Origin of the sequence: Shouchella patagoniensis, assembly GCF_002019705.1 — a bacterium.
Lineage (GTDB): Bacteria > Bacillota > Bacilli > Bacillales > Bacillaceae_D > Shouchella > Shouchella patagoniensis.
In genome coordinates this window covers 3,542,747-3,555,696 of sequence record NZ_KV917377.1, presented here as the reverse complement: position 1 = coordinate 3,555,696, position 12,950 = coordinate 3,542,747, and the positions used below count along the sequence as shown (strand labels likewise).

General features: G+C 41.1%; 10 protein-coding genes. 7 read left to right on the top strand and 3 right to left on the bottom strand.

Features of this window, described 5'->3' with window-relative positions; all coding sequences use genetic code 11:
- Positions 1-77: 77 nt before the first annotated feature.
- Positions 78-1,040, bottom strand: coding sequence for a DMT family transporter (locus tag BK584_RS18430; protein ID WP_078393936.1), 963 nt, complete (start codon positions 1,038-1,040; stop codon positions 78-80).
- Positions 1,041-1,647: 607 nt separating this feature from the next.
- Here BK584_RS18430 and BK584_RS18425 point away from each other — a divergent pair.
- Genes BK584_RS18425 through BK584_RS18395 form a run of 7 tightly spaced genes read left to right on the top strand, consistent with a single transcriptional unit; the run spans position 1,648 to position 10,052 of the window.
- Positions 1,648-2,994 carry an NAD(P)-dependent oxidoreductase gene (locus tag BK584_RS18425; protein WP_078393935.1) on the top strand — a complete coding sequence of 449 codons (1,347 nt, stop codon included), beginning with the start codon at positions 1,648-1,650 and terminating at the stop codon, positions 2,992-2,994.
- 12 nt (positions 2,995-3,006) lie between these two features.
- Positions 3,007-4,281: an NAD-dependent dihydropyrimidine dehydrogenase subunit PreA gene (preA, locus tag BK584_RS18420; RefSeq protein WP_078393934.1), complete on the top strand. Its 1,275-nt coding sequence runs from the start codon at positions 3,007-3,009 to the stop codon at positions 4,279-4,281.
- Between the two features lie 12 nt (positions 4,282-4,293).
- Entirely contained in the window at positions 4,294-5,709 is a 1,416-nt protein-coding gene (gene hydA / locus BK584_RS18415; protein WP_078393933.1) for a dihydropyrimidinase, read from the top strand.
- Complete coding sequence (locus BK584_RS18410) at positions 5,709-7,205, top strand: NCS1 family transporter (protein WP_245808905.1); 1,497 nt, start codon at positions 5,709-5,711, stop codon at positions 7,203-7,205. Before hydA ends, BK584_RS18410 begins: the two co-directional genes overlap by 1 nt.
- A gap of 17 nt (positions 7,206-7,222) precedes the next feature.
- Positions 7,223-7,420, top strand: a complete 198-nt coding sequence (locus BK584_RS18405) for a hypothetical protein (protein ID WP_078393932.1) — start codon at positions 7,223-7,225, stop codon at positions 7,418-7,420.
- Between the two features lie 34 nt (positions 7,421-7,454).
- Positions 7,455-8,678 (top strand): Zn-dependent hydrolase, encoded by a 1,224-nt coding sequence (locus BK584_RS18400; protein WP_078393931.1) that lies wholly within the window; start codon positions 7,455-7,457, stop codon positions 8,676-8,678.
- A gap of 18 nt (positions 8,679-8,696) precedes the next feature.
- Entirely contained in the window at positions 8,697-10,052 is a 1,356-nt protein-coding gene (locus BK584_RS18395; RefSeq protein ID WP_078393930.1) for an aminotransferase, read from the top strand.
- 40 nt (positions 10,053-10,092) lie between these two features.
- Here BK584_RS18395 and BK584_RS18390 read toward each other — a convergent pair whose 3' ends face one another.
- Positions 10,093-11,124 (bottom strand): LacI family DNA-binding transcriptional regulator, encoded by a 1,032-nt coding sequence (locus BK584_RS18390; RefSeq protein WP_078393929.1) that lies wholly within the window; start codon positions 11,122-11,124, stop codon positions 10,093-10,095.
- Between the two features lie 89 nt (positions 11,125-11,213).
- On the bottom strand, positions 11,214-12,872 hold the full coding sequence (locus BK584_RS18385; protein ID WP_078393928.1) for a glycoside hydrolase family 13 protein: 1,659 nt from the start codon (positions 12,870-12,872) through the stop codon (positions 11,214-11,216).
- Between the last annotated feature and the right edge of the window lie 78 nt (positions 12,873-12,950).

Sequence of the window (12,950 nt, the reverse complement as noted above, 5' to 3'; positions counted from 1 at the left end):
AAAAGCGCCCATAAAGGCGCTTTTTGCAATTATAAAAAGGAACACTAAACAAATTATTTGTCTTTCTAATTGATAGATTAGATTGTATTGTTTTTATTATTCACACCAACTGACTTCTTTTCTTTCGACAGAAAGCTATGTAAAATCATACCTCCGACAATAAATAAAATGCCTAATACCGCCATTGGTGATGGAAACAATGCATTTAAGAATATCAGCTCTAATAAAAGAGCAAAAATAACTTCTCCAGATTGAGTCGCTTCCACTGCCGCTAACTGGTTTGGGTCTTTTCTTGACAAGTCAGTAGCTGTAAAAAACAATAACGTTGCAATAATGCCCGAACAGATAGCGACTAAGAACGACTGCCCTACTTGACTAGCTGCTGGTAAACCGTGTTGCAAAGTGCCAAGCGCAAATAATAAAATCCAAATAGGTGTTGTCATTAAGGTCATCCCAAGCACTCTAGAAAAAGTATCAATCGTTCCATTCGTAAGTTCCATCATCTTCCGGTTACCTAGTGGATAAGAGACTGCCGCTATTAGCACTGGCACAACCGAGAGCACTAAACTCACTGAAACAGCTGATGCATGCTGGACTTGAATAAAAACAACTCCAAGTAAAATAATCCCCGATGAAAAAAGCGACCGAAGCGGAATACTCTGCCGTATTCGCCCACCGGAAGATCCTTCAGTCCAAAACAAAGGCGACAACAACAGACCTGCTACAATTGTTAGTTGAAACGTTCCTGCTACGAGCCAACCTGGTGCATAACCAGCTGCAAATGTAAGGGGCGCATAGAACAATCCAAACCCTACAAAACTCCAAACAAACCATGAAAGTGGATTCTTTCGCAGAGCTCTCCATAAAGTTGAAAAACCTGTACGATAATAAACGATTAACATTAAAAAAGGCACCATAAACAAAAAGCGCAGGGAAGCACTGAACATCCAACTGCCACCATCATCTTCCATTATTCGATTAAAAAAAAACGTAAATGCAAAGAAGAAAGCAGAAATAATACCAAGTAACATTGCCTTCAAAATCTAACACCTTCCTTCCAACCAATCCAATCATTATACAAAATATTCAACCGCTATTGAAGCTGCTTTTTTTATTTTAGTAGGTTTATTTCTTTAACCTTAGTATGATTAATTTTCTTTGATTTAGGTTGATTAGAGCGTAACCTATACTTAAGTGCAACTAGTATACGTTTAAATGATACTTTCTTTTCTACTTCATTCTCTCTCCTCGTTTTTCTGATCATCTTAATCAGCAGGTCTTTTTAAATAACTTCTTTTTAAAGGTATATGTATCCCTTTTATCGAAAGGGTGTTTTAGACAGTTACCTTTAAATTATCCAAGAAAGAGATTTATGATCTTTCAATTAAGTGACGGGAGGTGTAAACAACAAAAAGAAAGCGCTTACTTATTTGTACCATAAGTATCTTACGATTATGAATCGCTTTTCTCCAATTCTTTTGATCAAGTAAAAAAAGTCAGAATCATATTTTCAATTTTGTATCATATAATCTGACACTGTTGTTGAATTAAGAATTTTCTACTTTTAATCTAGTAAGATACCCATTTGCTTCATCACGTTTGAGACCGTATGAATATGAGATTACAGTCACAAAGGGAGGCGTTTAAATGAACCAGTTAGACAAATTAAAACTCAATTTCCAAGAAGTTGAACCACCTCTATCATCACAAGAAGCATTAGACGAGGCAACCAGATGCCTTTATTGCTATGATGCACCTTGTATTACCGCATGCCCAACGGGCATTGATATTCCCTCCTTTATTAAGAAAATCACTACAGACAATTTAACAGGCTCTGCCCGAAAGATCATGGAAGCAAACCCCGTCGGTGCTAGTTGCGCAAGAGTCTGTCCAACTGAAGAACTTTGTGAAGGAGCCTGCGTTTTAAATCACTCGACCAAACCAATCATGATTGGGAAATTACAACGTTATGCGACCGATTGGGCTATTCATAATGAGAAAGTACTATTTAAGTCAGGCAAACCAAAAGGAAAATCTGTTGCTATTATCGGGAGCGGCCCGGCGGGCTTATCAGCAGCTCGAGAGTTGGCCCTAATCGGCTACGAAGTTACCATTTACGAGGCTGAAGCTGAAGCCGGAGGTTTGGATACCTATGGAATTGTTTCTTTCCGGCTACCGAAGCGAATATCTTTTTGGGAAGTCGAACAAGTGAAGTCAGTTGGTGTCTCGATCAAAACAAACACTCGAATTGGTGTTGATTTGACTCTAAAAGAGCTACAAGTCTCTTATGACGCCGTCGTTTTGGCAGTCGGTATGTCTAAAGTACCCTCGCTTGATATTCCAGGTGAAGAACTAAAAGAAGTTTACGATGCGATTGATTTTGTAAAAGCCACAAAGAATGGAGAATTGACTGATCAATTTGTAAACAAACGTGGGGTTGTTATTGGTGCAGGCAATACAGCCATTGACGGGGCTACATGTGCAACGCGACTTGGCGCAAGCAATGTTAAGATTTTGTACCGTAGGACTGAGGAGGAAATGACTGCTTATGATTTTGAATACACGTTTGCTAAACAAGATGGTGTTGAGTTCCGATGGCTTCATTCACCAGTCAGGATTATTGGCAATGCATCTGGTTCGGTTCAGGCAATTGAATGTATGCAAATGAAGTTAAGCGAAGCGGATACAGATGGTAGACGAAAAGCAGTTCCTACAGGAAATGTGCAAACAATCGAAACGGATTTTGTTATTAAGGCAATTGGTCAATCCAGATACGATTGGCTACATGACGCGGGCATAACCACAAATCATGGTGTTGTTAAGATTAATCACAAGTATGAAACAGATGTAGAAGGCGTTTATGCGTGCGGTGATGTAATCTTTGGTCATGGACAAGGTGAAGCAATGGTCGTCTCCGCTGCTGAACAAGGCAAACAAACATCTTATGCCATTCACCAGAAACTAATTGGCCAGCGCGCCGAAACAAGTGCTTAAAGGAGGAATATGATGGCAGATTTGTTTAGCAATCTTGCAGGAATTACATCACCAAACCCTTTCTGGTTGGCTAGTGCCCCGCCGACAAACTCTGGTTATCAAGTCCAACGAGCTTTTGAAGCGGGTTGGGGTGGAGCTGTTTGGAAGACGTTAGGGGAACCCATTATTAACTCAACCTCACGCTTTGCTGCCGTTCACTTTCACGGGCAACGGGTGGCCGGGTTTAATAACATCGAATTAATCTCTGATCGACCGCTTGAAGTAAACTTGCGCGAAATCTTAGAAACAAAGAAGCGTTTTCCTGAACACGCAATTATCGCTTCCTTAATGGTTGAACCCAAACAAGAGAAATGGCACGAAATCGTCAAACAAGTTGAAGCTGTGGGTGTTGATGGATTAGAACTTAACTTTGGCTGTCCCCATGGCATGGCAGAACGGGGCATGGGTGCAGCGTCAGGCCAAGTCCCTTCTCTCGTCAGACAACAAACTGAATGGGTGAAAGAAGTTGCTAAGACACCTGTAATTGTAAAACTCACACCAAACATAACAGACATTACAGTCACTGCGGAAGCAGCTGTTCAAGGCGGGGCAGATGCGATCAGCATGATTAATACAATCAATAGCCTAGCGGGAGTTGATATCCATTCATGGAATACCGTACCAAATGTTGATGGACTCGGTACGCATGGTGGATATTGTGGACCCGCAGTAAAACCGATTGCCCTTCATATGCTAGGCGACTGCGCAAGGAATACTCAAGTGAATGTTCCCATTTCTGGTATTGGTGGCATCTCCGATTGGCAAAGTGCAGTGGAATTTATGTTAATGGGTGCGACAAATGTTCAAGTGTGTACGGCTGCGATGCACCATGGATTTCGCATCGTTGAAGACATGATCGACGGCTTATCTTCCTATCTTGATGAAAAGGGACTTGCTTCTGTAAACGAGCTTATTGGTCAGTCAGTCCGTTCTTACTCTGACTGGGGTAACGTCAATTTAAATCACCAAGTTGTTGCTAAAATCAACACAGATGTGTGCATCAACTGCAACAAGTGCCACATTTCTTGTGAAGATACAGCGCATCAATGTATTGACAGACTTGTAGACGAGAATGGAGCGCCTTATTTAAAAGTAGATGAAGAAGAATGCGTCGGCTGTAACCTCTGTTCCATTGTATGTCCAGTTGACGGTGCGATCGACATGGTTTCAAAACCTAACGGCTTGCCTCCAATGTCTTGGAATGACAGACAAACTGCGCTCGCAGCTATTAAATCATCACACTCTTAGGGAGGTTCACTGATGAACAAAATTATAGAAAACGGTACGATCGTGACTGCTTCAGAAACGTATAAAGCAGACTTATTAATAGAGAATGGAAAGATCAGCGCGATTGGCAGAAATTTTTCTACAGATCACGTAGAAGAAATCATTGACGCTAAAGGTTGTTACATCTTCCCAGGTGGTGTCGATCCCCATACTCATTTAGACATGCCCTTCGGTGGCACTGTCACAAAAGATAATTTTGAAACTGGAACAATTGCTGCTGCACACGGTGGCACAACAACAGTGATCGATTTTTGTCTAACAGAAAAGGGAAAACCACTAAAAAGTGCAATCAAAACATGGCATAAAAAATCTTCTGGCAAAGCTGCAATCGATTATAGCTTCCATCTCATGGTTGGTGAAATGACAGAAGATGTCTTAAATGAACTCCCCTCTGTCATCTTAAACGAAGGGATTACTTCATTTAAAGTATTTATGGCTTATAAAAATGTGTTTCAAGCCGACGATGCGACTCTATTTCAAACACTTATTAAAGCAAAAGAATTAGGCGCACTTGTCATGGTCCATGCTGAGAATGGTGATGTGATTGATTATTTAACCAAGCAAGCACTTGCTGAAGGGAAAACAGAACCTATATATCATGCACTAACACGTCCTGTCGAAGCAGAAGGGGAAGCAACCGGGCGTGCCTGTCAACTAACCTCTCTAGCTAATTCTCAACTTTACGTTGTCCATGTTACTTGTGCTGAAGCGGTTAAACAAATTGAAGGAGCACGTAAACAAGGTGCGGATATATGGGGAGAAACATGTCCACAATACTTGGTTCTTGATGAAGATGCACTACGAAAACCAGACTTTGAAGGCGCCAAATACGTTTGGTCCCCTCCCCTTCGCGAAAAGCAACACCAAGATGTCCTATGGAATGCGTTAAAGACAGGTGCATTGCAAACAATTGGAAGTGACCAATGTTCATTTGATTTTAATGGTCAAAAAAGTTTAGGACGAGATGACTTCACAAAAATTCCAAATGGCGGACCGATTATTGAAGACCGCATGAGCATTCTCTATTCAGAAGGGGTTGAAAAAGGTCGTATTAGTATAAATCAGTTTGTCGATCTTACTTCAACGAGAGCAGCAAAACTATTTGGTCTCTATCCGCAAAAAGGAACAATTACCGTCGGTGCAGATGCTGATCTTGTCGTGTTTGATCCTGCAGTAGAGCGTACTCTTTCAGAGAAAACACACCATTTAACCGTTGATTATAGCGCATTTGAAGGCATGCAAATTAAAGGAGAACCTCGAACTGTTCTTTCCCGAGGCAACGTTATTATACGTGACCAATCCTATGTTGGCTCTCCAGGAGATGGAACATTTATTAAGCGAGCTGCATATGGAAAAACAAAAACAGATGAATTAGTAGGACAGCTTTAATGTCACAGGGGCAACAAGACAATTCGACGCAGATAAAATCAAAAGTGAGTCATTTAAAGTCACCAGACTTATTTCCAATTGGTATTAAAAAACGCACAATGACAATGACCGGTTTTTCAATTCTCTGGGTAAGCATGGCCGTCGTTCTTGCTGCCTTTGCAATTGGTGGAGATGCTATTCAACAGCTACCTCTCCACCTCGTTATTCTCGCAACAATTGCCGGTGCAGTCGGTATCGGTATTTGCATGACGTTAACTGGCGATATTGGCATTGAACATGGCCTTTCATTCCCAGTTTATTTACGAGCACCTTTTGGCACCATCGGCACACATATTCCGTCAGTCGTACGCGGACTTGTAGCTTCTTGCTGGTTTGGCGTAAATACTTTTTTTGGCGCTACTGGCATTAATGCAATTATGATTATGCTTTTTGGACTTGACCAATGGTTTATCTGCTTCCTTGTTTTTGCTGCCCTACAATTGTTTAACACAGCGTTTGGTATAAAAGCGGTTGAACGCTTTGCAAATTTTGCCGCTCCAATTATTGTCTTGATTTCTGGCTGGATGTATATGACCTTATCCGAACAAGCTCAACTAGCGGGACGTGATATTTGGGGATGGGTCGAGACACCCGCATTAGGTACTGCGGCTATTAGCGCTTTTGCACTTGTCGCAATGGCCACAATGGGATTTTGGGGAACACTCGCTGCTGATATGCCTTCGCTATCACGGTTCATTCAAGCTCCAGCTTATGAACGTAATTGGTTTAAACGCAACAAAGGTCAGTTAATTGGTAGCCTTATTGCAATGCCAATTGTCCATACATTTATGGTCATCGTAGGGGCGGTTTCCTATGCAGCCGTTTTTATTTCGAATCCAGTTGATGCACTGTTGGAAACAACAAGCAATGTCTTCCTCCTTGGCATCTTAATGATGATGATTGCTCTTGGCCAGTGGTCCACCAACACTTCTTCTAATTTAATTCCAGCCGCAACGATCTTCTCAAACCTCGGTGGTCCACGCATTCCTTTTTGGGCGGGTGTCATTTTTGCAGGGTCGATTGGAGTCCTTGTTCAACCGTGGAATTTATTTGAAATTATTGTGCCAGCTTTATTAATTGTTGGTGGGATTTTAGCATCTATTGTCGGCATCTTAGTAGTTGATTACTATTTAATACGCAAACGTCGTGTAAATGTCCCCGCCTTGTATGAAGAAGATGGACAATATCATTATTGGCACGGATTTAATTTAGCAGGTCTTCTATCTTGGATTGCTGGTGGAACTGTCTCACTCCTATTTCCAAACTATTCGTTTCTAATTGGTTTTTTTACCGGTGGGACCATCTATTATGTAAGCGCAAAATACTGGTGGTTTAAGATGTATAAACAAGATGAGCTTGAAAACCCTAGCGATGATGCTTACTTAGGTATGACTGTTGGACGAAACTGGAAAATCGATAACGAAGTCCCAATTAATGTGAAACAGCAATCCAACTAACATTAAGGAGAATACTTATGGCCGAAAAAATACTATACGAGAAAGAAAGAGAAGAAATTGATGTAGTTATTGCTGATGGATTTCAAATTCAATCTATTACCGATCATTTAAATGGCTCCGATGTTTTATTCACAAAAGATACCCTTACCAAAAAACTCACTCTTGGTAATGCAAATGCGCGAAAATATGCATCAACTTTGCTTTTCCACCAGTAAATTTCAGTCCACTCATTCTAGGAGGCTTTACTAAATGAAAACAGAAAAACTTGCAATCAATGGCAAGCGATTACAGAAAACATTAACGGAGTTGGCTCAGTTCGGACGCACAGCAAACAATGGTGTGACCCGCCTTGCTCTCTCTGAAGAAGACGTCGAGGCGCGCACTTATTTTCGTGATCAATGTGAAGCACTTGGACTTCAAGTTCGAGTTGATGATCTTGGTAACATGTATAGCTTACTTCCAGGTAAGAACCCAAACAACCCCCCCGTTTATATTGGATCTCATCTTGATTCAGTAAAGCGAGGTGGACGGTTTGATGGTGTACTCGGAGTTGCCGCCGCACTCGAAGTTGTCCGTACCGTCGTTGAACATAATATAGATGTAAATACACCGATTGGCATTGTTAACTTTACTAACGAAGAAGGCGCTCGGTTTGAACCGTCGATGATGGCCTCTGGCATTCTAACTGGGAAGTTTGATAAAGAAACGATGTTTAACAAAGAGGATATCAATGGCGTAACCTTTGCAGAAGCGTTAAAAACAAGTGGTTTTGAAGGCAATTTAGAAAATCGGCTCGGTGAAGCAACTGCTTTTGTTGAACTTCATATTGAACAAGGACCTGTTCTGGAAGCTGAAGCGCTAAAGATAGGAGTTGTTGAATGTGTGGTAGGAATGTGTTGTTATGAAATTGAAATTACAGGCACTTCCAACCACGCAGGTACGACACCACAACCAATGCGTGAAGATGCCTTAACCGCAGCGAATATCTGCATGACCGCTTTTCATGAGCGGCTTTCTAAGCTCGATCCAGCACTTGTTTATACAATGGGACGTTTTAATGTCTATCCCAACATTCACACCGTTATTCCAAATCGAGTTGTTTTTTCAATTGAAGCTCGGCACCAAGATGAACAAGTTATCAAAAAAGTAGAATCAATTATCTCCGAAGTTACCGAGGCATGTCATCTAAAAAGCAAAGCTACTAAACTATGGGGACGTGATACCGTTTGGTTTGACCCGACCATCGTTAAAACGATTGAAGAAGCTACACAATCCATTTCACACCTCTATAAGCGTATGGTGAGTGGCGCTGGACATGACGCCCAGTTTATTGCCTCAACTGTGCCCACAGCAATGATTTTTGTCCCAAGTATTAAAGGAATTAGCCACGCTGAAGAAGAAGAGACTCCTTGGGAGGATTGTATAAACGGCGCCAACGTCCTTCTTGAAACAGTATTAAAGCTGTCAAATTAGCCTTGGGGAGGTTTTTAGATGAACGCCGATACTAAAAAGACATATGCAGAGAAAGATAGTCAATATGTATGGCACGCAATGAAGCCTTATCAACCAGAAGGAACAACATTGGTGGCAGATTCAGGAGAAGGTTCATGGTTTACTGATACCGAAGGCAATCGTTACCTCGACGGCGTATCTGGTTTGTGGTGCTTAAACCTTGGTCACGGACAAACCGAGATTATTGATGCAGCAACAGAACAAATGAAATCACTAGCTTATTTTCCATTATCATTTGGTCACAAACCGGCAATTGAACTGGCAGAAAAACTGGATTCCTTGCTTGGAGGAGGCTATCGTACGTTCTTTGCCAATGGTGGATCTGATGCAAATGAAACCGCTTTTAAGATAGCCCGTCAACACCATAAACAAACTGGGAATCCAGAGAAATATAAAATCATCTCTCGCTACCGAGGTTATCACGGGAATTCACTTGGTGCACTCGCAGCCACTGCACAAGCAAATAGGAAAATGAAATACGATACGAGCTTGCCTGGGTTCTTGCATATTCCACCACCCTATGCATACAGGAGTAGTTTTGGCTCTTATGAAGAGGATGATCAGCATGCAGCAGACTATCTAGAACAAGTCATTATGTGGGAAGGTCCCGAAACAGTTGCTGCTTTTATTATGGAACCCGTTATTTCTGGCGGGGGCGTCATCCATCCACAATCGGATGTCTATTACAGAAAAATCCGCCAAATTTGCGATCGCCATAATGTTCTTCTTATATTGGATGAAGTTGTTTCCGGATTTGGACGGACTGGTAAACTTTTTGGTTATATGCATGGAGATTCATTTTATCCAGACATCATTACACTTGCCAAAGGATTAACATCAGGCTACCTTCCTCTTGGTGCAACATGTGTTAACGAGCGCATTTATGAATCGTTTAAGGAAGAGGGAAATACAAATCATTTCCGTCATATCTCTACGTACGGTGGCCATCCTGCATCTTGTGCAGTTGCTCTAAAAGCGATTGAGATTATTGAGCGGGAAGGTATCGTTGACCGCGTCGCTTCACTTGGCGATCAAATTCTTGGAGAGCTACGTCAACTTTCAAATCATAAATCTGTTGGAGAAGTACGAGGTATCGGTTTTCTATACGGAATTGAACTCGTTGAAGATAAAACAACAAAACAACCTGCTTCTGAAGAAAAAATGAAATCCGTTATTGGTGCCTGCCAGAAAAAAGGGCTCATAATCGGAAAAAATGGTGATACAGTTCCTGATGGTGGTAATGTTCTTATTATTGCTCCACCGTTAACTTCGACTGAAGAAGATTTGCAGTTCTTGGTTAAAACCATTAAAGATGTGTTTGCTCGTACTCTTTAATAAAAAGGATCCAGCACCTTCTTTTAGGCGCTGGATCCAATTATTCGTTTCGATAAGCTTTTGTTGTTGAACGACGTACAAGCCTATGCCCAACAACCCTTGCCGCCGCAGGCAAATCGGGAGTTTGGATATGTTCTCTTAGAAGTTCAGCTGCTTGAAACCCCAGTTCATAAATATGAATATCGAGTGTTGTCAGTGGAGGATTTGCTAATTCTGACATTAGCACGTTATTAAAACTGATAACGGATACATCTTTTGGTACATCATAGCTCATGCTTTGAAGCATGCGCAAGACTCCAAGCGCCATTAAATCATCCGCAACGATAATGGCGCTTGGCGGATCTTGTTTTGCCATTAGTTCAATAACTGCTTGTTCCCCACCTTCAAATACCTCATCATGATAGACCAAATATTGTTCATTAACTGAAACGCCCGCTTCACACAGTGCTTGGTAATAACCTTCTTTGTGGTCCAGAGTGACATACGCATCCTCTCGTCCACCAATAAAGCCAATTTTCTCATGCTTTAAAAGCAGCAAATATTCTGTGACCATCTTAGCAGCTTTAATATTATCATTATTTACGTATGAAACAGTATCTTCGAGTAATTCGGGTGGGCGTCCTACAATAACAAACGGAAAGTTCTCTTCTAAAAGAAAAGGGATGACGGTGTCTGCCTTTGTTGAGTAAAGTAAGATGATTCCATCTACACGCCGGCTATGGACCATTTCTTTCACTTCTTCTAAGATGTCTGATTCTGTTTGCCCTGTTGACAGGTACAATCCATATTTCCCTTCATTGGCTTGAGCAGTTATCCCTCGAAGAACTTCTGGAAAAAACGGATTATGGAATGGTGCATAAGAAGCACTTGGCATAATGACACCAACCACATTCGTCCGCTTGTTTACAAGATTTCTGGCATGTACATTTGGATAGTAGCCAATTTCCTCCATCACCGCTCTTACTCGCATTTTTGTTTTTGCACTAATCTTAGGACTATCTGCGATTACACGTGATACAGTGGAAGGAGCTACTCCAGCCTTTTTCGCTACGTCTTTAATTGTATTCGTCAATAGGTTTCCATCCTTTTAGCCGAACACCACATGACTTGGCTCAGCTTACATACTTTCCCTCTATCATCGCCCACAACCAACCAGTTTGTCTAGCGCTTTTCGTAACGATAAACCCGTGCTTCATATGGTTGTAAAGTCTCTGAAAACCTCTCTTTGTAATTCCCTAGTAATAACACACTTTCTTCCGGTTCTTGATAGGGCTTTATTTCCTCCGATAAGTTCACTGCAACCGTAAATACTTCATCTTGGCTAATCCGTACATAGACAAACAGTTCGTCATCGTTTGCATCCATTAACTTGTATGTCCCGTATGAAAGTGTTTCAAACTGTTTACGAATAGTGATCATGTTTTTGTAGTAAGACAAAATCGAATTCTCATCGTCTTTTTGAGCTTCGACATTGATGGTGTCAAAATTTGGATTTACTTTCATCCATGTTTGATCAGCTTTACTAAAGCCTCCGTTTTTCTCATTTGTCCATTGCATTGGTGTACGCGAATTGTCACGCCCTTGCGCCCAGATAATTTCCATTATATCTTTATGATCGCGTCCTTTTGCTCTTTCTTGTTTATAATAATTCCGCATGGATACATCATCATAATCTTCAATTGAATCAAATTGAACATTCGTCATTCCGATTTCTTGCCCTTGATAAATAAACGGTGTACCTTTCATAAAGAAATACATTGTGCCTAGGGCCTTTGCACACTCTTTCCAGTATTCAACATCGTTCCCCCAAGAAGAAACCGTTCTCGTTTGGTCATGGTTTTCGATAAATAGTGCGTTCCAGCCTACACCCTCTAATCCATACTGCCATTTCGATAACGCTTCTTTTAAAGCAGGTACATCTAATTTCTCGTCTGCCTCTTTACTCCATAAACCAAGATGTTCAAACTGGAATACCATATTAAACACACCATTCGTTTCTCCAACCCACGCTGCAACGTCATCTGGATTTTCCATTCTCACACCGTTTGCTTCGCCCACTGTCATCACATCATATTTATCTAACGTCTCTTGTTTCATTTCCTGCAGATGTGTATGAATACCAGGGCGGTTCATGTGACCATCAAATGACTCAACAAATGGTTCGTTTGTTTCATTCGGTAAATCCGGCATGCCATCAATCTTCTTAATGTGACTTATTGCATCTACACGAAAACCATCGATCCCTTTATCCATCCACCAATTCATCGTCTCATACAATGCAGAACGAACATCAGGATTTTCCCAATTCACATCAGGCTGCTTCTTTGAGAATAAATGTAAATAGTATTGCTTTGATTTTTCGTCCCATTCCCACGCAGATCCGTTAAAAATTGAGGCCCAGTTATTTGGCTCTGACCCATCATCTTTTGCGTCACGCCAAATGTACCAATCCCTCTTCTCGTTTTCTTTTGAAGAGCGAGATTCAACAAACCATTCATGCTCATCAGATGTATGGTTGATTACTAAATCTATAATTAACTTCATATCTCGTGCATGGACTTCATTAAGCAACTGATCGAAATCTGCCATTGTTCCAAATTCAGACATAATTGCTTTATAGTCACGAATGTCGTAGCCGTTATCATCATTTGGAGAATCGTACATAGGACTAAGCCAAATGACATCGATTCCAAGCCACTTTAAATAATCAAGTTTTTTTATGACTCCTTGAAGGTCTCCAATACCATCATGATTCGCATCATAATAGCTCCTTGGATATACTTGGTAACAAATTGCTTCTTTCCACCATTGTTTATTCATGTAAAAAACTCCTATCCATTAATAAAACCATCTTTTTCTCTCTTAGCTGGTGTTTACCATTCTCTATTTATTTAACTT